This is a genomic window from Actinocrinis sp. (assembly GCF_035653575.1).
GTDB lineage: Bacteria > Actinomycetota > Actinomycetes > Streptomycetales > Catenulisporaceae > Actinocrinis.
Genome location: NZ_DASRBQ010000119.1, coordinates 1 through 21126 on the forward strand (window position 1 = coordinate 1; position 21126 = coordinate 21126).

18 protein-coding genes and 1 pseudogene are annotated in these 21126 nt (G+C 70.1%); 14 read left to right on the forward strand and 5 right to left on the reverse strand.

Annotation, left to right across the window (positions count from 1 at the left end):
- Positions 1-131: 131 nt before the first annotated feature.
- Positions 132-425: a hypothetical protein gene (locus tag VFA06_RS16920; protein ID WP_324841552.1), complete on the reverse strand. Its 294-nt coding sequence runs from the start codon at positions 423-425 to the stop codon at positions 132-134.
- 109 nt (positions 426-534) lie between these two features.
- Entirely contained in the window at positions 535-1917 is a 1383-nt protein-coding gene (locus tag VFA06_RS16925) for an L-serine ammonia-lyase (protein ID WP_324841553.1), read from the reverse strand.
- A 206-nt stretch (positions 1918-2123) separates the two neighbouring features.
- On the opposite strand from VFA06_RS16925, the gene VFA06_RS16930 reads away from it, so the two are divergent.
- Positions 2124-4772 (forward strand): bifunctional FO biosynthesis protein CofGH, encoded by a 2649-nt coding sequence (locus tag VFA06_RS16930; RefSeq protein WP_324841554.1) that lies wholly within the window; start codon positions 2124-2126, stop codon positions 4770-4772.
- A 4-nt stretch (positions 4773-4776) separates the two neighbouring features.
- Positions 4777-5625 (forward strand): DUF1028 domain-containing protein, encoded by an 849-nt coding sequence (locus VFA06_RS16935; protein WP_324841555.1) that lies wholly within the window; start codon positions 4777-4779, stop codon positions 5623-5625.
- 134 nt (positions 5626-5759) lie between these two features.
- Here the strand turns inward: VFA06_RS16935 and VFA06_RS16940 are convergent, their stop codons facing one another.
- Together VFA06_RS16940 and VFA06_RS16945 are read right to left on the reverse strand one after the other, a co-directional pair.
- The gene (locus VFA06_RS16940) at positions 5760-6749 is read right to left on the reverse strand and encodes a slipin family protein (protein ID WP_349260221.1); all 990 of its coding nucleotides are present in this window, start codon (positions 6747-6749) and stop codon (positions 5760-5762) included.
- Between the two features lie 170 nt (positions 6750-6919).
- Entirely contained in the window at positions 6920-8281 is a 1362-nt protein-coding gene (locus tag VFA06_RS16945) for a hypothetical protein (protein ID WP_324841557.1), read from the reverse strand.
- Positions 8282-8463: 182 nt separating this feature from the next.
- Between VFA06_RS16945 and thrS the strand changes: the two genes are divergently transcribed.
- The 3 genes from thrS (at position 8464) to VFA06_RS16960 (ending at position 11645) form a co-directional block, all read left to right on the forward strand.
- Entirely contained in the window at positions 8464-10479 is a 2016-nt protein-coding gene (gene thrS, locus VFA06_RS16950; protein ID WP_324841558.1) for a threonine--tRNA ligase, read from the forward strand.
- Positions 10480-10575: 96 nt separating this feature from the next.
- Entirely contained in the window at positions 10576-11199 is a 624-nt protein-coding gene (locus VFA06_RS16955) for an HIT family protein (protein ID WP_324841559.1), read from the forward strand.
- A gap of 11 nt (positions 11200-11210) precedes the next feature.
- Complete coding sequence (locus VFA06_RS16960) at positions 11211-11645, forward strand: hypothetical protein (protein ID WP_324841560.1); 435 nt, start codon at positions 11211-11213, stop codon at positions 11643-11645.
- Positions 11646-11687: 42 nt separating this feature from the next.
- Here the strand turns inward: VFA06_RS16960 and VFA06_RS16965 are convergent, their stop codons facing one another.
- Positions 11688-13871: an elongation factor G-like protein EF-G2 gene (locus tag VFA06_RS16965; protein WP_324841561.1), complete on the reverse strand. Its 2184-nt coding sequence runs from the start codon at positions 13869-13871 to the stop codon at positions 11688-11690.
- A 376-nt stretch (positions 13872-14247) separates the two neighbouring features.
- Here VFA06_RS16965 and pgsA point away from each other — a divergent pair, with 376 nt between their 5' ends.
- From pgsA to VFA06_RS17010, 9 genes and pseudogenes are all read left to right on the forward strand, one after another.
- Positions 14248-14940: a phosphatidylinositol phosphate synthase gene (gene pgsA, locus VFA06_RS16970; protein WP_324841562.1), complete on the forward strand. Its 693-nt coding sequence runs from the start codon at positions 14248-14250 to the stop codon at positions 14938-14940.
- Complete coding sequence (locus VFA06_RS16975; protein ID WP_324841563.1) at positions 14937-15866, forward strand: phosphatidylinositol mannoside acyltransferase; 930 nt, start codon at positions 14937-14939, stop codon at positions 15864-15866. Before pgsA ends, VFA06_RS16975 begins: the two co-directional genes overlap by 4 nt.
- 13 nt (positions 15867-15879) lie before the next feature.
- Positions 15880-17073 (forward strand): annotated as a pseudogene (locus VFA06_RS16980) (glycosyltransferase family 4 protein); the annotation flags it as partial.
- Between the two features lie 167 nt (positions 17074-17240).
- The gene (locus VFA06_RS16985; protein WP_324841565.1) at positions 17241-17795 is read left to right on the forward strand and encodes a hypothetical protein; all 555 of its coding nucleotides are present in this window, start codon (positions 17241-17243) and stop codon (positions 17793-17795) included.
- A 160-nt stretch (positions 17796-17955) separates the two neighbouring features.
- On the forward strand, positions 17956-18876 hold the full coding sequence (pdxS, locus tag VFA06_RS16990) for a pyridoxal 5'-phosphate synthase lyase subunit PdxS (protein ID WP_324841566.1): 921 nt from the start codon (positions 17956-17958) through the stop codon (positions 18874-18876).
- On the forward strand, positions 18873-19511 hold the full coding sequence (pdxT, locus tag VFA06_RS16995; RefSeq protein ID WP_324841567.1) for a pyridoxal 5'-phosphate synthase glutaminase subunit PdxT: 639 nt from the start codon (positions 18873-18875) through the stop codon (positions 19509-19511). Before pdxS ends, pdxT begins: the two co-directional genes overlap by 4 nt.
- A gap of 99 nt (positions 19512-19610) precedes the next feature.
- A complete protein-coding gene (locus VFA06_RS17000) occupies positions 19611-20369 on the forward strand; it encodes a YebC/PmpR family DNA-binding transcriptional regulator (protein ID WP_324841568.1) in 759 nt (252 codons plus the stop codon).
- A gap of 54 nt (positions 20370-20423) precedes the next feature.
- On the forward strand, positions 20424-20732 hold the full coding sequence (locus VFA06_RS17005; protein ID WP_324841569.1) for a hypothetical protein: 309 nt from the start codon (positions 20424-20426) through the stop codon (positions 20730-20732).
- Complete coding sequence (locus VFA06_RS17010; protein ID WP_324841570.1) at positions 20732-21124, forward strand: type II toxin-antitoxin system VapC family toxin; 393 nt, start codon at positions 20732-20734, stop codon at positions 21122-21124. Before VFA06_RS17005 ends, VFA06_RS17010 begins: the two co-directional genes overlap by 1 nt.
- Positions 21125-21126: the final 2 nt, after the last annotated feature.

Here is a 21126-nt window from a genome sequence, read left to right on the forward strand (position 1 = left end):
CAGCACGGGGAGCGGGATGATCGGCGGATGCAGTTCCTCGCGGGCGACGAGCCGCTGGTGAAACGCGAGCGACGCCTTGTCGCCTTGCTCAAGGCCGATGAGCATGCCCGTGTCGTAGACGAAGACCGTGCTCACGCGACGCTCTGGCCCTTGGGCGGGCCGACGAGTTCGTCCAGGAACCGGTCCACGGCCGCTGCCTCCTCCTCGTTCAACGGCAAGGCGGGAGCCTCCGGGCCGGACTCGGCCGCAGCGATGGCCGCGTCCACATCCGCGAACCGTGCGGTCACCAGGTCGTCCTGCGCCATCAACAGGCGTGCGGCCACCATCAGATACGCGGAGACATCCAGCCCCTGCGCCTCCGCGTGAGCCCTGATCGCGGCGTGTGTCTCTTCGTCCGTGGACACACTGAAACGCTTGACAGCCATGCGGCCAGCGTAACACCCGGTATTACGGAGTGCGTGCCACTGCCCCGGCGCTCCGCCGCCTCGCCTGTCAACCAGTCGCACTCGAAGGGCGCAGATCGGGCCTCTTTGCCTAGCACTCGATGACGTTGACCGCGAGGCCGCCGCGGGAGGTCTCCTTGTACTTGATCTTCATGTCGGCGCCGGTCTCCTTCATGGTCTTGATGACCTTGTCGAGAGAGACGTGATGGCGGCCGTCGCCGCGCAGGGCCATGCGGGCGGCGGTGACGGCCTTGACCGCGGCCATGCCGTTGCGCTCGATGCATGGGATCTGGACCAGGCCGCCGACCGGGTCGCAGGTGAGGCCGAGGTTGTGCTCCATGCCGATCTCGGCCGCGTTCTCGACCTGCTCGGGGCTCGCGCCCAGCACCTCAGCCAGGCCGCCGGCGGCCATCGAACAGGCCGAGCCGACCTCGCCCTGGCAGCCGACCTCGGCGCCGGAGATGCTCGCGTTCTCCTTGTAGAGCATGCCGATCGCGCCCGCCGCGAGCAGGAAGCGGATGATGCCCTCGTCGTCCGCGCCGGGGATGAATGTCGTGTAGTAGTGCAGGACCGCCGGGATGATGCCTGCCGCTCCGTTTGTCGGGGCGGTTACCACGCGGCCGCCTGCCGCGTTCTCCTCGTTGACTGCCATCGCGTAGAGCGTGACCCACTCCATCGCGTTCGCCGGGGTCGTGCCCTCAGCCCTCAGCGCCCTCGCCGCGATCGCTGCCCTGCGGCGCACCTTGAGGCCACCCGGCAGGATGCCCTCTCGCGACATGCCACGTTCAACGCAGTCGCGCATGACGTGCCAGATCTCCAGCAAGCCGGTCCGGATCTGCGCCTCGCTGCGCCAGGCCAGCTCGTTCTCCAGCATCAGCGCGGAGATCGACAGGCCGGTCTCGCGGGTCAGCCGCAGCAGTTCCTCGCCGGTGCGGAAGGGGTGACGCAGGACGGTGTCGTCCGGTACGACGCGGTCGGCTCCGATCTTGTCCTCGTCGACGACGAAGCCGCCGCCCACCGAGTAGTACGTCTTTTCCAGCAGCGGAAGCCCGGCGGCGTCGTACGCGCAGAGCGTCATGCCGTTCGCGTGGTACGGGAGCGCGCGCCTGCGATGCAGGATCAGCTGCTGTTGCTCGTCGAACGCGATCTCGTGCGCCGTGCCGAGCTCGTGGCCGAGGAGCCGCAGCCGGCCGGTCTGCCTGATCCGCGCGACGTCCGCGTCGGCCTGCTCCAGGTCGACCGTGCGCGGCGAATTACCCTCCAGGCCGAGCAGCACCGCGCGCGGCGTGCCGTGCCCGTGACCGGTCGCACCGAGCGACCCGAACAGCTCCGCACGCACCGCCGCGGCCTGGGCGAGCAGCCCCTCTGACTTGAGCCTGCGCGCGAACATGCGCGCGGCCCGCATCGGTCCGACCGTGTGTGAACTCGACGGCCCGATGCCGATCGAGAACAGGTCGAACACGCTGATCGCCATTGATCACTCCCTGGTTGAGACGTCGTTCAGGGTAACTCGACGGGGCGAGTCACACCCAAAGGTGCAGTAGGCGGGTGTACCCGGCTGATCATGTGGTTGGCGAGACAGGGAAGGATAGGAGCCGTGCCCGGGTTCGCATGAGGGCATGGGCACGGCACAGCACGGCCGCCTCGTCACGGGCGGCGGGCGCGAGCGTGGAGGCGCGGATGGTTGAGCAGCGGCACGTACCGACGCAAACGGGGATGCGGCGGGCGCTGCACCGCGCCGAGCAAGGAGTGGCCCTGGATCTGGCTGAGGCTGAGGTGCTGCTTCAGGCACGTGGGGACGATCTGACGGCGCTATCAAGCGTTGCGGCACGCGTGCGCGACGCGGGGCTTGAGCAGGCGGGGCGTCCGGGCATCATCACCTACTCGCGCAAGGTCTTCATACCGCTTACCCGGCTGTGCCGCGATCGCTGCGGTTACTGCACCTTCGTCACCATCCCCGGCAAGCTGCGGCGTGAAGGCCATGGTATGTACCTGTCGCCGGACGAGGTGCTGGACATCGCGCGTAAGGGCGCGGCACTCGGCTGTAAGGAAGCGCTCTTCACGTTGGGCGACCGGCCGGAGGACCGTTGGCCGGAAGCGCGCGAGTGGCTTGACGCCCACGGCTACGACGACACGCTCGCCTACGTGCGCGCCATGGCGGTGCGCGTGCTCGAGGAAACGGGACTGCTGCCGCACCTGAACCCCGGCGTACTAACCTGGACGGACTTCCAGCGACTCAAGCCGGTCGCGCCCTCGATGGGCATGATGCTGGAGACGACCGCGACGCGGCTGTGGTCCGAGCCCGGCGGCCCGCACTACGGCTCGCCCGACAAGGAACCGGCGGTGCGGCTGCGGGTGCTGGAGGACGCGGGACGGTCGAACGTGCCGTTCACGACTGGGCTGCTGATTGGGATCGGGGAGACCTTCGCGGAGAGGGCGGACGCGCTGTTCGCGATCCGGCGCGTGCAGCGGCAGTACCAGGGCATTCAAGAGATCATCATTCAGAACTTCCGCGCGAAGCCGGACACGGCGATGCGGCGGGCCGCCGATGCCGATCTGGACGAGCTGGCGGCGACGATTGCCACTGCCCGGCTGATCCTCGGCCCGGCCGCGCGCATCCAGGCCCCGCCGAACCTGGTGGGCGAACAATACGCTCAGATGATCAACGCCGGGATCGACGACTGGGGTGGCGTCTCCCCGCTGACCCCGGATCACGTCAACCCGGAACGCCCGTGGCCGCACATCGAGGAACTTGCGGCGAGGACAGCCGACCTCGGATTCACCCTGCGTGAACGACTGACGATCTATCCGGAATTCGTCAAGCGCGGCGAGCCGTGGCTCGATCCGCGCCTGGTACCGCACGTGCGCGCGCTCGTCGATCCCGCGACTGGGCTCGCCGACGAGGACGCGGTGGTCGAGGGGCGCCCGTGGCAGGAGCCCGAGGCGGTACTCAGTGCGAATGGCCGGACGGACCTGCATACGGCGATCGACACGGAGGGGCGCAGCGGAGACCGGCGCGGCGACTTCGACGCGGTGTACGGGGACTGGGAAGAGCTGCGCCAGACGGTGAGGCGGGGGAGTGTAGCGGTAAAGGGCGGCGGGAAGGACCGAGGCGCGCCGATCCGTCTGGACGGTGAGGTGCGCGCGGCGCTGTCCGTCGCGGCCGACGATCCGACCCGCCTGACGGACGATCAGGCGCTCGCGTTGTTCGACACCGCTCAGCACGCCACGCCGGAACACGCGGCCGCGCTCGACGAACTGTGCCGCATCGCGGACGATCTGCGTCGTGCGACGGTGGGGGAGGAGGTCACCTTCCTCGTCACGCGGAACATCAATTTCACCAATGTCTGCTACACCGGCTGCCGGTTCTGCGCCTTCGCTCAGCGCCGCACCGATGCCGACGCCTACACACTCTCCCTCGACCAAGTCGCCGACCGTGCACAGCAGGCGTGGGACGTAGGCGCCACCGAGGTGTGTATGCAGGGCGGTATCCATCCCGACCTGCCCGGTACCGCGTACTTCGACATCGCGCGTGCGGTGAAGGAACGCGTCCCCGGCATGCACGTACACGCCTTCTCGCCTATGGAGGTCGCGAATGGGGCTACCCGGACGGGGATGTCGATCCGGGACTGGCTTACTGCAGCGCGTGACGCGGGACTCGACACGATTCCGGGTACCGCGGCTGAGATCCTCGATGACGAAGTCCGCTGGGTCCTGACCAAGGGCAAGCTGCCGGCTGCCGCGTGGGTGGAAATCGTGGAGACCGCGCACAGCCTCGGCGTGCGCTCCTCCTCCACGATGATGTACGGCCACGTGGACGAGCCGCGGCACTGGGTCGGCCACCTGCGCCTGCTCGCCGCGATGCAGCGCCGCAACCTCGAACGCGGCCACGCCGGCTTCACCGAGTTCGTGACCCTGCCCTTCGTGCACACCAACGCCCCGGTATACCTCGCCGGCATCGCCCGACCCGGGCCGACCATGGCCGAGAACCGGGCCGTCACCGCGATGGCCCGGCTGCTGCTGCACCCGCTGATCCCCAACATCCAGACCAGCTGGGTCAAGCTCGGCCCCGACGGCGCGGCCGAGATGCTGCGCAGCGGCGCCAACGACCTCGGCGGCACGCTGATGGAGGAGACCATCTCGCGCATGGCCGGCTCCTCCTACGGCAGCTATAAGTCAGTACACGAAATCAAGGAGATTGCCGCCGCCGCCGGCCGGCCCACCCGTCAGCGGAGTACGACCTACGGCGACGTGTCCGAAGAGCGGGTCGCGACCGGGGCACGATTCGACGGCCATCTTCCGGAATTGCTGCCGGTCTTGGAAAACTGAGCGCATGACCTTCTCCATAGTCGCCCGCAGCACAGACGGCCGGCACTTCGGCGTCGCGGTGGCCTCCAAGTTCCTCGCCGTCGGCGCCATGGTCCCGGCCGCCGCGGTCACCCGCGAAGGCCGGCCGGGCGGCGCCCTGGCCACCCAGGCCCTGGCGAACCTGCGCTACAAGGACGCGGGGCTGCGGCTGCTGGCGGAAGGCAAAAGCGCGAAAGAGACGGTCGAGGCGCTGACCGGCGCGGACGATCTGGCCGCGGAACGGCAGCTCGGCGTCGTCGACGCGGAAGGCCAGGCCGCGACGTACACCGGTCCCGGCTGCCTGCCCTGGGCGGGCGGCGCGACCGGATACGGCTATGCGATCCAGGGCAACATCCTGGCCGGCTCGCGGGTGGTGGCGCTGATGGAGGAGGCGTGGCTGGCCTCCGACCCGCGCGGGCCGCTGGCCCGCAGGCTGTTGGCGGCGCTGACGGCCGGGGACAAGGTCGGCGGCGACAGCCGCGGCAAGCAGAGCGCGGCGCTGTACGTGGTGGCCGCGGGGGAGGGGTACGACGGCAGCGACGTCCTGGTCGATCTGCGCGTCGACGACCACGAGGAGCCGGTGGCCGAGCTGGCCCGGCTGCTGGATGTGCACGACCTGCTGTTCGGCAAGCCCGACCCCGATGAGCTACTCGTGCTGGAGGGTGACCTCGCGGCCGAGGTCTCCGCCTTGCTGTCCGAGCGTGGTTTCACCGGCGAGCTGGGCAAGGCGCTGGGCAACTGGGGCGGCCGGGAGAACCTGGAGATGCGCCTGGTCGAGGGCAAGATCGATCCGGTCGTGCTCGACTACCTGCGCAACAGCCCGACCGGCGGATGACCGGCAGCGCCAGGGCACCGCGTCACGACGCGAAAGCGCCGGAACGGTGCCCTGATGCTGCTAACACACTGCCCTGATGCTGCTGTCGCCTGTCCGGCCGCTGCTTCTGCGGCTTCTTCAGCCGTTCGAAGGGTTCAGAGACGCTGCGGCTGCGCGCCGTCCGACTGCGCCTCTGCCTGGGCCCGGTTGAGTTCGTCCTCGATCGGGTCGGGTGTGTCCGCGTTCTCCGGAACCGCGGCCACCTCGGGCAGCTCCGGGACGTCCGCGGCCTCGATCTCCTCCGGCTTGACGGCCTCGGTCAGACCGGCCGCCTCTTCCGCCTCGACGACGGCGCGGTTGCGGCCCTTGTTCGCGGCCCGGGCCTCGGCGGCCCGCTCGGCGTGCGGCAGCGACGAGTGCTCCAGGAAGCGCAGCAGCTCCACCGGGAACGGAAGGATGACCGTCGAGGACTTCTCCGAGGCCACCTCGACCATCGTCTGCAGCAGCCGCAGCTGCAACGCCGCCGGGCTGTCCGACATCACGTCGGCCGCCTGCGCCAGCTTCTTCGACGCCTGAAGCTCGCCGTCCGCGGTGATGATGCGGGCGCGCCGCTCCCGGTCCGCCTCCGCCTGACGGGCCATCGTGCGCTTCATCGACTCGGGCAGCGCGACGTCCTTGATCTCCACCCGGTCGATGTGGATGCCCCAGCCGACCGCCGGCGAGTCCAGCATCAGCGCCAGGCCCTGGTTCAGCGGCTCGCGGTTGGTCAGCAGGTCGTCGAGCTCGGACTTGCCGATGATCGACCGCAGCGAGGTCTGCGCGACCTGCCCGATCGCGAACTGGTAGTCCTGCACCTCGACCAGCGCCCGCACCGGGTCGATCACCCGGAAGTACACCACCGCGTCGACCCGCACCGTCACGTTGTCCCGGGTGATGCCCTCCTGCGCGGGCACCGGCAGCGTCACGATCTGCGTGTTGACCCGGACCAGCTTGTCGGAGAAGGGCACCAGCATGGCGATCCCGGCCTCGCGCGGCCGGCCGAGCACCTTCCCCCAGCGGAACACCACGCCCCGCTCGAACTGCCGCACGATCCGGAACCGCGGACGACCGATCAGCGCCGCCACGGCCACCACGGCGATCGCGATCTCGACACCCACCGCGCGTCACCCCAATCCAGGATGATCAAATTGGCATTTTCCCCGTTTGGCCATCGTTTCGTAGCCCATCGTAAGCCTGTGTATCCGTCTACGTACACGGCCCTGCGGCACTTGTGGGTTCAGTGGCGACCGGCCCTCGCCGGGGCGGGCGCACGACCCTAGCGGTACTCGCCGAAGCGCGGCCACACACCGAAACCGAGCGCGAGCAAGGCCGCCGCGACCAGCGACCAAGGCAGCCACGACCAGCCGGCCAGGTCCGAGCGCGCGGAGGCCATCGCGGTGTCGAAGGCGGCGTGCCGGTCGTCCGACAGCTTCACCAGCGCCGAGTCGTAGTAATAGAAATCGAAGGCCTCATCGCCGCGGGCCGTCCCGGTGTCGCGGGCCAGCGCGGTGGAAATATCCGACCGGCCGATGATCGCGGGAATGTCGCCCTGCGGGGCCTGGACGATCAGTTTCCAGCGCGCGGCCGCCTCCGTGCCCGCCGAGCCGAGACCGGTCAGCTCTCCGTTCGCGGTCGACAGCGCCTTCGTCAGCTGCTGATCGGTGGTGTCCGGCATCAGCAAGTAGCGCGTTACCGCACCGTCTACGTCGTAACTCGCGGCGCGCGCACGGGTCACCGCGAGGTAGTCCGTGAATCGCGCCCCAGCGGCCGATGCATCTCGCGCGGTCGCCATCAGCGCGAACAGGCTTCCGATCGCCAACCCGAGCGCGACCAGCAGCGCCACGACGATGCCGGGATTGAGCGTGCGACGGAACCACAACCGCAGCCGCCGGTGCATCCGCGACGCCAGCACGAGCGCCAGCAGCCCCATGGCGCCGACCGCGCTCGCGCCGATGATTCCAGCCAGATGCGCGGAGGAAGCGGCATCTGAAAGCGCGTTCGAGGTCTCGTCGCGCAGTGCGCGGGCCTCGGGCAGCAGCCGACTCTGCATCAACGTCGTGGCGCGCGCGTAGTAACCGATCGCGGCTGCGGCGGGCTGCCCGGACGGCGCGCCCATCGTGTCGGGCAGTGCGCTCGGCGCCGTCTGGTCGAGCGCGATCGCCGCGTCGGCGATCTGGTGATACTGCGTCACCCCGCCGGTCAGCGCGGTCACCGGGGCGGCGCTCTGGTCCTCGCCGGCCAGCTGCCGAAGATCCGCGTCGACCTGCGCCGTGCGCTGGTTGTACGCGTCCAGCGCCGCGATCTGGTCACCGGCGTGGTCCAACGCGCCCGTGCCGGGATCGGCGCCGTTGCCCAGCAGCACCAGACGAGCGGCCTCGGCGTCGAGGTCGGAGAGGCTGAAGTAGAGGTCCGAGGCGTCCGACGCGATGCGCGCGTGCTGCGCCACGCTCTCCGTGCCATCCCGCGCTGCGGTAAACGCGCTGACCGTGGCTCCGAGCAGCGCCCCTAGCGCCAGCCCGACCGCCACCGTCCACGCCGCCAGGCGGAAAGGGGTACTGCGGCGATTCTGCTGCCCGCCGTTCCCAACCCCGCTCGCCGCCAGTTCAGTGCCTACAGGTGCCCCCACGGTCACGGCCACGCTCCGAACATAGCCCCGGCCGGTGAACGCGAGGTGGCCTGCGATTGGCCGCCAGGTGCCGCACGCCGCCCGGAAATGCGGTCATGCCTGGGCCGCCGCGGTCGGTACGATCGTGCAGAGCAGCGCATGTCCGCGCCGCGCCTGAAGCCGACGAAGTTCAGCAGACGAACAAGGAGACCACGGTGTCCGAGATCCGGGTGACCATCGACCGCCAAGCCGAACGGGCCGAGCGGACGGTCACTGCGGGCACGACCGTCGGCGACCTTTTCGCCGCGGAGTTCGCCGGAGACCGCTCCAACATCGCCGCCCGCCTGTACGCGCCGGGCTCCGGCTCAGGTTCGGCGGACGGCGTGCTGGTCGACCTCGCCAGGCCGCTGGCCGACGGCGACGTGGTCGCGCCTGTGGCCATCGACTCCGAGGACGGGCGCGCGATCCTGCGCCACTCCACCGCGCACGTGATGGCGCAGGCGGTGCAGGAGGTCTTCCCGGAGGCCAAGCTGGGCATCGGCCCGCCGATCAAGGACGGCTTCTACTACGACTTCCAGGTCGAGCGGCCCTTCACCCCGGAGGACCTGAAGACCATCGAGCAGCGCATGCAGGCGATCGTCAAGCAGGGCCAGCGCTTCTCCCGCCGCGCCGTCACCGACGACGAGGCGCGCGAGGAGCTGTCCGGCGAGCCGTTCAAGCTGGAGCTGATCGGGCTCAAGGGTTCCGCGGCCAACGCCGCCGAAGGGGCCTCCGCCGAGGTGGGCGCGGGCGAGCTGACCATCTACGACAACCTCGACCCGAAGTCCGGCGAGCTGTGCTGGAAGGACCTGTGCCGGGGCCCGCACCTGCCGACCACCCGCAACATCCCGGCGTTCAAGCTGATGCGCTCGGCCGCCGCGTACTGGCGCGGCAGCGAGAAGAACCCGCAGCTGCAGCGGATCTACGGCACCGCGTGGGAGTCGAAGGACGCCCTCAAGGCGCACCTGGACTTCCTCGCCGAGGCGGAGAAGCGCGATCACCGCAAGCTGGGCACCGAACTGGACCTGTTCTCGATCCCGGACCAGATCGGCTCCGGCCTCGCGGTCTTCCACCCCAAGGGCGGCACCGTGCGCATGGCGATGGAGGAGTACTCCCGCCGCCGGCACGAGGAAGCGGGCTACGAGTTCGTCTACACCCCGCACACCACCAAGGGCACGCTCTACGAGACCTCCGGCCACCTGGACTGGTACGCCGACGGCATGTACCCGCCCATGGAGCTGGACGAGGGCGTCAAGTACTACATGAAGCCCATGAACTGCCCGATGCACAACCTGATCTTCGACGCGCGCGGCCGTTCCTACCGTGAGCTGCCGCTGCGGCTGTTCGAGTTCGGGACGGTGTACCGGTACGAGAAGTCGGGCGTCGTGCACGGCCTGACCCGCGCCCGCGGCTTCACCCAGGACGACGCGCACATCTACTGCACCGTGGAGCAGATGCCCGGCGAGCTGGACAGCCTGCTCACCTTCGTGCTGAATCTGCTGCGCGACTACGGCCTGAACGACTTCTACCTTGAGCTGTCCACCCGCGACCCGGAGAAGTCGATCGGCACCGACGAGGCCTGGGCCGAGGCCACCGAGGCGCTGCGCCAGGCCGCGCTCAAGCAGGAGCTCGAGCTGGTCGACGACCCGGGCGGCGCCGCGTTCTACGGGCCGAAGATCTCGGTGCAGGCCAGGGACGCGATCGGGCGCACCTGGCAGCTGTCCACCATCCAGGTCGACTTCAACCAGCCCGAGCGCTTCGGCCTTGAGTACACCGGCGCGGACGGCGCCCGCCACCAGCCGGTGATGATCCACCGCGCGCTGTTCGGCTCGATCGAGCGCTTCTTCGCGATCCTGCTGGAGCACTACGCGGGCGCGTTCCCGGCCTGGCTCGCCCCGGTGCAGGTGACCGGCATCCCGATCACCGACGCGCACGTGGCCTACCTCGACGAGATCGCCGCCAAACTGCGTGCTCAGGGCATTCGGGTCGAGGTGGACGCGTCCGACGACCGGATGCAGAAGAAGATCCGCAACGCGCAGAAGGCCAAGGTGCCCTACATGCTGCTGGCCGGAGACGAGGACGCCGCCAAGGGCGCCGTCTCGTTCCGTTACCGCAGCGGCGAGCAGAAGAACGGCGTCCCGGTCGACGAGGCCGTCGCCGAGATCGTGGCGGCGGTGCGCGAGCGGCGCTGATCCGCATCGCTCACTACCGCGTTGGCACCTTGAGGGCCGGTCACAACCCGTCGTGGTCGTGACCGGCCGCCAGGCGCACCCAATATGCTGGCCGCTATGGACGCGCGGATGCAGACCGAGCAACAGTCAGGCGTTCGGGACGGCGCAGACAGCTTCGGTGCGGGCGCCGGCGACGGACAGCCCGACGGTCCCGGCGTCCCCGACGACGTCGAGCGGCTGTGGATGCCGCACCGCATGGCCTACATCAAGGGCGAGAACAAGCCGGAGAGTTCCGAGGCCGGCGACGACTGCCCGTTCTGCCGGGTGCCCACCCTCAGCGACGCGGCGGGATTGATCGTCGAACGCGGCAAGCTCGTCTACGCCGTTCTCAATCTCTATCCGTACAGCCCCGGCCACCTGCTCATCTGCCCGTACCGGCACGTCGCGGACTACACGGACCTGACGCTGGACGAGACCGCGGAGCTCGCCGCGTTCACCAAGCAGGGCATGGCCGCGCTGCGTGCCGCCTCCAACCCGCACGGCTTCAACCTGGGCATGAACCAGGGCACCGTCGCCGGCGCCGGAATCGCCGCGCACCTGCACCAGCACATCGTGCCGCGCTGGGGCGGCGACGCGAACTTCATGCCGGTGATCGGCCGCACCCGGGTGCTGCCGCAACTGCTCGCGGACACCCGCGAGCTGCTGGCGCGGCATTGGCCCGCGACCTCGGACGCCTCCTAAGATCCATCCCCATGCACGCCACGCTCGCGCTGCCCACCGGCCGACTGATCGTCGGCGATCCCAGCGCGCTGTTCGGCGACGCGAAGCCGCTCGACCTCGCGCTGCCGCCCGGCGAGTATCAGGTATCCGCAGACGCGTCAGGGCTCGAACTGCGTCTCGCCGACGCCGAACCGGAGCGTTGGGAGACGCTGGCGTCCGGCTTCGACGCGCCGTCAGGCCACGTGTGCCTGCTCGACGAATCCGCGCTGACCGACTTCACCGACCTTGGCGACGAACCGGTCGACGAATACGAGCTGCTCACCGAGCGCCTGCGCGCGCACCCCGGCGAACCGGTCGAGTTCTCCGGACTGGTCGTGTTCCCGCTCGGCGACGCGGCCCGGGTGCGCACGCTGCGGGCCGGGTGCGACCGGAACGGCCGGTGCACCCGGATCGCCGCGGAGTTCTGACGACCAGGGCTGAGGAGCCGGGCCGAGGACCGGGGCTGACGATCAGGACGAGGACGAGGCCTCGGCCATGAACTTCGCGGCGACCTGCGGTGGCATCGCCTCGTGCCGCAGGTAGCCGCGCGTGAAGACGCCGGTGCCGTGCGACAGCGAGCGCAGCTCCACCGGGTAGCGCGACAGCTCGGTCTCCGGCACCTCGGCGCGCACCAGCGTGCGCCCGGCCGAATCCGGCTCCGTGCCCAGCACCCGGCCGCGCCGCCCGGACAGGTCGCCCATCACCGCGCCGACGAACTCGTCCGCGACGCTGATCTCCACCGCGTCCACCGGCTCCAGCAGCGCGCCGGTGATCTTCGCCGCCGCCTCCTTGAGCGCCAGCGCGCCGGCCGTCTGGAACGCCATGTCGGAGGAGTCCACCGAGTGCGCTTTGCCGTCGAACAACGTCACCCGCACGTCGACCAGCGGGTAACCGGCGAACACGCCCCGCTCCAGCTGGGTGCGCACGCCCTTCTCCACCGACGGGATGAACTGCCGCGGTACCGCGCCGCCGACCACCTTGTCCACGAACTCGAAGCCCCCGCCGTTGGGCAGCGGCTCGACTTCGATGTCGCAGATCGCGTACTGGCCATGGCCGCCGGACTGCTTCACATGCCGTCCGTGCCCGGTCGCCTTGGCCGTGAACGTCTCCCGCAGCGAGATCCGGTACGGCACCGTGTCCACCGCGACGCTGTACCGCGTCGACAACCGATCGAGCACGACATCCCGGTGTGCCTCACCCATGCACCACAGCACCAGCTGATGCGTCTCCGGGTTGATCTCCAGGCGCAGCGTCGGGTCCTCGGCCACCAGCCGGCCCAGCGCCTGCCCGAGCTTGTCCTCGTCCGACTTCGCCTTCGCCAGCACCGCCACCGGCAGCAGCGGAACCGGCATCACCCACGGCTCCATCAGCGCCGGGTCGTCCTTCGCCGAGAGCGTGTCACCGGTCTCCGCGTGCGCCAGCTTCGCGACCGCCACGATGTCCCCGGCCACCGCCTGCTGCACCGTGCGCTGCACCTTGCCCAGCGGGCAGGACAGCGCGCCGACCTTCTCGTCCACGTCGTGGTCCGGATGCCCGCGCTCGGCCCGGCCGTGCCCCGACACGTGCACCGGCTGCTCCGGGCGCAGCGTCCCGGAGAACACCCGCACCAGCGAGATCCGCCCGACGTACGGGTCCGAGGTCGTCTTGACCACCTCGGCCACCAGCGGCCCGTTCGGGTCGCACTCCAGCGGCGCCTTCGGCGCGCCGTCCGGCGTGGTCACCGCCGGGATCAGGTGCTCGCCGGGCGCCGGGAACGCCTTCGTCACCAGCTCGAGCAGCTCGATCGTGCCGACCCGTACCGCCCCGTCCTCGGCGTCGTGCGAGACCGCGCCCATCGGCAGCACCGGATAGAAGTGCCCGCGCGCCACCGCGGTCTCCAAGTCATCGATCAGCACCTTGACGTCGATCTGCTCGCCGCCGAGGTAACGGTCCATCAGGGACTCGTCCTCGCTCTCCGCGATGATCCCCTCGATCAGCGCGTTACGCGGCCCCTCGATCAGCTCCAGGTGCTCCGGATCCGGCTCGTTCTCCGCGCGCTGCCCGCCGGTGTAGTCGTAAATCCGCTCGGAGAGCAGGCCCATCACCCCGCCGACCTGCTCGTGGTCGTCCAGCAGCGGCAGATACAGCGGCTGCACCCCGTCCCCGAAGACCCGCTGGCAGATCGCCACGGTCTCGTCGAAATCCGCCCGCGGGCTGTCCAGCTTCGTCACCACGACCGCGCGCGGCATGCCCACCGCCGCGCACTCCTCCCACAGCAGCTGCGTCGCGCCGTCCACGCCGTCCGCCGCCGACACCACGAACAACGCGGCGTCCGCGGCCCGCAGCCCCGCGCGCAGGTCGCCGACGAAGTCCGCGTAACCCGGCGCGTCCAGCAGATTGACCTTGATCCCGCCGAACTCCAGCGGCGCGAGCCCCAGGCTCACCGAGCGGCCGAGCCGGTGCTCGATGTCGTCGCAGTCGGTGACCGTCGAACCGTCCTCCACCCGCCCGGGCCGCCCGATCGTCCCGGTCGCCGCGAGCAGCGACTCGACCAGGGTCGTCTTCCCGGCGCCGGTGTGCCCGACCAGGACCACGTTGCGGACGGACTCCGGCCGCTCGGCCACCGGCGCCTTCGCATCCCTGCCGCCGCGGTTCGCATCCTTCTTCTCGGACATCGGTATCCTCCCGGCGAGTACTGGCCGCGTCCGCACTGATCAGGCGGCCGGCTGCATCGGGCCGATCCGATCCCGTGATCCGTGCGTAACGCAGTGTTCAGGTTTTCCTTGCAGACAACTCCTCTTCGAAGCGCCCGACAAGTCCTCTTCAAGCCTTCCACTCGACGGGACGTCCCGCGATACGCCACACCCGGTCGCGTGTTATCGCATCCGTCACGGACCAGAGGCACTTGCGGGCCGGGCACGATCGCGGCCCGCGCACCCAATACGATGGGCGCCGCGGTCCGCGGCCCTGTGCCATCGCCTTGGGTCGCGCCGCCTGGAAACGTGCACCGTACGCAGCGCCCCACGCGCTGCCGACGACGCTGGGACTTCGATGCTGAACCGCTACGCGCGGGCGTTCTTCACCCGCGTGCTCACCCCCACCGCGCAGTTCCTGCTGCGGCGCGGGGTCGGACCCGACACGGTCACCCTCGTCGGCACGCTCGGCGTGGTCGTCTCGGCGCTCGCGCTCTTCCCGCGCGGACAGTTCTTCTGGGGCACCGTCGCGGTGACCTCCTTCATCTTCTCCGACCTGCTCGACGGCACCATGGCCCGGCTGGCCGGGCGGGTGTCCAAGTGGGGCGGCTTCCTCGACGCCACCATGGACCGCTTCGGCGACGCGGCGATCTTCGGCGGACTGGCCTACTACTTCGCCGGGGTGCGCGACCGGTGGATGTTCGTGCTCGCCCTGGTCTGCCTGGTCTCCGGCGCCATCACCTCGTACGCGCGGGCCAAGGCCGAATCGCTCGGCTACGACTGCTCGGTGGGCCTCGTCGAGCGCGGCGAGCGGCTGGTCGGCTCGCTGGTCGCCACCGGCCTGGCCGGCCTCGGCGTTCCGTTCATCCAGGCGATCGCGCTGTGGGGGCTGGCGATCGGGTCGACGGCCACCGTGGTGCAACGCGTCCTGCACGTGCGCAAGCAGGCCATGGCCGTCGGCCCGGCCGGCCCGGCCAGTTCTGCCAGCCCCGCCAGTCCTGACAGCCCGGCCGCGCCGGGTGAGCCGATCGCGGAGGCGACGAGCGAATGAGCAAACTGAGGGACGAGGCGACTTACCGCCTCTACGCGTTCGGCTGGGGCGTGGTCAAGCGGCTGCCGGAGCGAACCGCGTACCGGCTGTTCGAGCGGGTAGCCGACCGCGTCTGGGCCAAACGGGGCAAGGGCGTCACCCAGTTGGAACGCAACCTGGCCCGCGTGCTCGGGCCCGAGGCGAGTTCCGAACGTGTCCGCGCGGTCTCCAAGCAGGCGATGCGCAACTACCTGCGGTACTGGTGCGACACCTTCCGGCTCGAAACCTGGTCGCAGGAGCGGGTCGACGCCACCTTCCCGGTCGACGGGCAGGACCTCCTGGACAAGGAGTACGCCGCCGGCAAGGGCGTGATCCTCGCCCTGCCGCACATGGGCAACTGGGACCACGCGGGCGCCTGGGCGGCCCACCACTGCGACGGCTTCACCACGGTCGCTGAACGCCTCAAGCCGGAGCGGCTGTTCGAGCGCTTCGTCGCCTACCGCGAGTCGATCGGCATGGAGGTGCTGCCGCTGACCGGCGGCCAGAACACCTTCCTCGGCCTGGTCCGGCGACTCAGGGCCGGCGGCCTCGTCTGCCTGGTGGCCGAGCGCGATCTGACCGACCGGGGCGTGCCGGTTCAGTTCTTCGGCGAGACCACCAAGCTGCCGGCCGGGCCCGCCGCGCTGGCCATCGCGACCGGGGCGGCGCTGATGCCGGTCACGCTCTGGTACGAGACCGGCTACCAGCAGGCCAAGGTGCACCCGAAGATCGAGGTGCCGGAGACGGGCAGCCGCGAGGAGAAGATCGCGGCGATGTGCCAGGCGCTGGTCGACGTCTTCGAGCAGGGCATCGGCGAGCATCCGGCCGACTGGCACATGCTGCAGAAGCTCTGGCTGGCCGACCTGGATCCGGCCAAGGCGCCGAAGCCTGCCGAGCAGGCACCGTGAAAAAGCCGACGCGATGAGAATCGGGATCGTCTGCCCCTACGCCTGGGACGTGCCGGGCGGCGTGCAGTTCCACGTCCGCGACCTGGCCGCGCACCTGATCGGCCTCGGCCACGAGGTCTCCGTCCTCGCGCCGGCCGACGACGACACGCCGGTCCCGCCCTACGTCGTCTCAGCCGGCCGCGCCGTGCCGGTGCCCTACAACGGCTCGGTCGCGCGCCTGAACTTCGGGTTCCTGTCCGCCGCGCGCGTCCGCCGCTGGCTGCACGAGGGCGCATTCGACGTCGTACACCTGCACGAGCCGGGCACGCCCTCGCTCTCGCTACTGGCGTGCTGGGCCGCCACCGTGCCGATGGTCGCGACCTTCCACACCGCCAACCCGCGCTCCCGCGCGATGACCGCGGCTTACCCGATCCTCCAGCCGGCCCTGGAGAAGATCAACGCGCGCATCGCAGTCAGCGAGTACGCCCGGCGCACCCTCGTCGAGCATCTGGGCGGCGACGCGGTCGTGATCCCCAACGGCGTGGACGTCGCCTACTTCGCGGACGCGCTGTCCCGGCCCGACTGGACCACCCCGGACGGCGATGACGGTCCGGACGGCAAGGGCGGCACGATCGGCTTCATCGGGCGCATCGACGAGCCGCGCAAGGGCCTGCCGGTGCTGCTCGAAGCCTTCCCCGCGATCGTCGCCGCCCGCCCCGCGACCAGGCTGCTGGTCGCCGGCCGCGGCGACACCGAGGAGGCGGCGGAAGCCCTGCCCGACGAGGTGCGCGACAACGTGACCTTCCTCGGCATGATCAGCGACGAGGAGAAGGCGCAGCTGCTGCGCTCGGTGGACATCTACTGTGCGCCGAACACCGGGGGGGAGTCCTTCGGCATCATCCTGGTCGAGGCGATGAGCGCCGGCGCTCCGGTGCTGGCCACCGATCTCGACGCGTTCTCGCTGGTGCTCGAGGGCGGCTCGGCCGGGCAGATGTTCCCCAACAGCGACGCGGCGGCCCTCGCTCAGGCCGCACTCGGGCTGCTGGCCGATCCGGCCCGCCGCGACGCGCTGCGCGACGAGGCCACCCGGTGCGTGCGGAAGTACGACTGGTCGGTGGTCGCCGCCGACATCCTCTCCGTCTACGAGATGGTCACCGAATCCACCGCGCAGGTCAGCACGCGCACTAGCCAGACCCGCACCGGCGCCGCGCGTTCCGGGACCGCGAGATTCAGCGCGCTTGGAAATTTCGGCAGCCTCGGCGGCTTCGGCCTGGGTGGCAGTGGCAGCAACAGCGGCAGTGGTAGCGGCGGTGGCAGTGGCAGCAGCGGCGACGGCGACCGCGCCAGCGGCGGCCGGCGCGATGAACCGCAGCCCGACTCCGATAGGAGCCAGCGGTGAAGCTCGTCCTGACCCAGTACACCGAGATCGTCGTCCTGGCCGCGGTTCTCATCCTGCTGTTCGGCCTCTACCTCAGCTGGACCGCGACCCGGCTCGACCGCCTGCACGTGCGCCTCGACGCGGCCCGGGTGGCCCTCGACGCGCAACTGGTCCGCCGCTCCGCCGCGACCCTCGAGCTCGCCCGCTCCGGACTGCTCGACGTCGCCACCGCGGTCATTCTGGCCACCGCCGCACGCAGCGCCCAGATCGCGACCGAGGACGAGCGCGAGCCGGCCGAATCGGCGCTCACCCGCGACCTGCGCGCAGCGTTCGACGACCCCGAGGAGCTCAAGCAGCTGGCCGAGACGCCAGAGGGCGCGGATCTGGTCCAGGAGCTCGGCGCGGCCATGCGCAGGGTCCAGCTCGCGCGGCGCTTCCACAACGAGTCGGTGCGTGCGGTACGCCAGATCCGCGGATATCGCCGAGTGCGGTACTTCCGGCTCGCCGGTCGCGCTCCCGATAAGCCGACTTTCGAGATCGACGACGAACCGCCCGCCGTCTTCGCCCGCTAAGACCCGCGTTTCCTGGTAAGAGTCACTACCTCAGGTCACTCCGCACAGCGTAAGCCTGAGGTGGGACGCTTCTGACAGGCCGTGAACCGAGATCGTGCTCATCAGGTCATAAGATGGATGTGTCTCCATCACGCCTGAGTACCCGCGAGCGAGGTCAGCTGTGTCCACCAACCCCACTCCCGGCCAGTCCGACGCGGCCCCGCAGCTCGGCACCGCCCGCGTCAAGCGCGGCATGGCCGAGATGCTCAAGGGCGGCGTCATCATGGACGTGGTCACTCCCGAGCAGGCGAAGATCGCCGAAGACGCGGGGGCGGTCGCGGTCATGGCGCTCGAGCGCGTCCCGGCCGACATCCGCAAGGACGGCGGTGTGGCCCGCATGTCCGACCCGGACATGATCGACGGCATCATCAACGCCGTCTCGATCCCGGTCATGGCCAAGGCCCGGATCGGCCACTTCGTCGAGGCGCAGGTGCTCCAGTCGCTCGGCGTCGACTACATCGACGAGTCCGAGGTGCTGACCCCGGCCGACGAGACCCACCACATCGACAAGTGGGCCTTCACCGTCCCGTTCGTGTGCGGCGCGACCAACCTGGGCGAGGCGCTGCGCCGGATCGCCGAGGGCGCCGCGATGATCCGCTCCAAGGGCGAGGCCGGCACCGGCAACGTGGTCGAGGCCACCCGGCACATGCGCCAGATCCGCGCGGACATCCGCCGGCTGACCACCCTCGACGAGTCCGAGCTGTTCCTGGCCGCCAAGAACCTCCAGGCGCCCTACGAGATCGTCAAGGAGGTCGCGGCCACCGGCAAGCTGCCGGTCGTGCTGTTCACCGCGGGCGGCCTGGCCACCCCGGCCGACGCGGCGATGATGATGCAGCTCGGCGCCGAGGGCGTCTTCGTCGGCTCCGGCATCTTCAAGTCCGGCGACCCGGCCAAGCGCGCCGCGGCGATCGTGAAGGCCACCACCTTCCACGACGACCCCGACGTGATCGCCAAGGTCTCCCGCGGGCTCGGCGAGCCGATGGTCGGCATCAACATCGACACCCTGCCCGAGTCCGAGCGCTACGCCGGGCGCGGCTGGTGACGGTCTCTCAGCCCGTCACGATCGGCGTGCTCGCCCTCCAGGGCGACGTGCGCGAGCACTTGGCGATGCTCGAAGCGGTGGGCGCGCGCGCCGTCACGGTGCGCCGCCCCGCCGAGCTCGACGCGGTCGAGGCCCTGGTCATCCCGGGCGGCGAGTCCACCGCCATGTGGAAGCTCGCCACAGCCTTCGAGCTGTTCGAGCCGGTGCGCAAGCGGATCAGCGACGGCATGCCGGCCTACGGCTCCTGCGCCGGGATGATCATGCTCGCCGACCGGGTGCTCGACGCGGCGCCCGGCCAGGAGACCTTCGGCGGCATCGCGATGACCGTGCGGCGCAACGCCTTCGGCCGGCAGGTCGACTCCTTCGAGGGTCCGATCGAGTTCGACGGCCTCGAGGGCGAGGAGGGCGCGGCCGGCGCGGCCGGAACCCTGCACGGGGTGTTCATCCGCGCGCCGTGGGTCGAGCAGGTCGATCCGGCGGTGCGCGTCACGGCGCGGGTCACGGCGGGTCCCGGCGCGGGTAGGATCGTCGCCGTTCGGCAAGGCGCGCTGATGGCCACCTCGTTCCATCCGGAGCTCACCGGGGACCTGCGCGTGCACGGCCGCTTCGCGCAGATCGCGCGCGCCGCCCGCTGAACCCGCCGCCGCGCAGGGCCGCGGCGGCGTGACGACGAGTCCGTGAGGCGACTCCCGTGTAGTCCGTGACGACGGGGTTTGGGAAGAAGGAGCGAAGGCATGTCCGGCCACTCCAAGTGGGCGACCACCAAGCACAAGAAGGCCGTGATCGACGCCAAGCGCGGCAAGCTCTTCGCGAAGATGATCAAGAACATCGAGGTGGCCGCGCGCACCGGCGGCGGCGACCCGGCGGGCAACCCGACCCTGTACGACGCCATTCAGAAGGCGAAGAAGAGCTCGGTCCCGAACGACAACATCGACCGCGCGATCAAGCGCGGCTCCGGGGCCGAGGCCGGCGGTGCGGACTACCAGACCATCATGTACGAGGGCTACGCCCCCAACGGGGTCGCGGTGCTGATCGAGTGCCTGACCGACAACCGCAACCGAGCCGCCTCCGAGGTGCGCGTCGCGATGACCCGCAACGGCGGCTCGATGGCCGACCCCGGCTCGGTGTCCTACCTGTTCGGCCGCAAGGGCCAGATCATCGTGCCCAAGAGCGACGGGCTGACCGAGGACTCGATCCTGGAGGCGGTCCTGGACGCCGGCGCCGAGGAGGTCAACGACCTCGGCGACTCCTTCGAGGTGATCTCCGAGCCCGGCGACCTGATCCCGGTGCGCACCGCGCTACAGGACGCCAAGATCGACTACGACTCGGCCGAGTCCCCGTTCATGCCCACCATGCAGGTGCAGCTGGACGAGGAGGGCGCGCGCAAGATCTTCAAGCTCATCGACGCGCTCGAGGACAGCGACGATGTGCAGAACGTCTACGCCAACTTCGACGTCCCCGACGAGATCATGGCCAAGCTCGACGAAGAGTAGGCCCGAGCGCGAGCTAGCCTGGCCGATCTTCTAGTTTTCTACTAGACTCGGGTCATGGCTAGTTCGCGGGCTATGACCGGGCCAGAGCCGGTCACGATCACAGAGCTCAATCAGCAGACCACGGCCGTGCTTCGCCGAGTGAAGGCCGGCGAGTCGCTGCCGATCACCGAACGCGGCCAGGTGGTGGCTTTCCTGACGCCGCCACCGCCGACGGTCACGGGCAACCCGACGATAGACCGCTGGATCGCCGAGGGGCGGCTGGTGCCCGCCGCCGTGCCCGGAACGATCCTCGATCTGTTGCCGCTTCCCGAGGGCAACGCCGCCAGCATCGCCGACGAGGTCATCGCGGAGCGGGACGCCTGATGCTCTACCTCGACACCTCGGCCGCGGCAAAGCTGGTGAAGGATGAACGCGAGTCCGCTCAACTCGCGATCTTCATCACGACCAGACTCGGCGAGCCGCTGGTCTCCTCCGCGCTCATCTACCCGGAACTGATCCGGGCAGTGAACCGGGTAGACCCCGGGCTTTCGGCACGCGCCGTCTCACTGCTCCAGCGGATCATGACCGTGCCGATGGCGACGGACATCGTACTGTCCTCGGCGACGGTCGGGAACCCGCTGCTGCGCACGCTCGATGCCATCCATCTCGCCACCGCGCTGACCATCGCCGAAGAGGTTAGTTCGTTCATCACGTACGACAAACGCCTTGCGGAGGCGGCCGCGACGGCCGGTCTCAACATCGAAGCGCCCGAGTGATC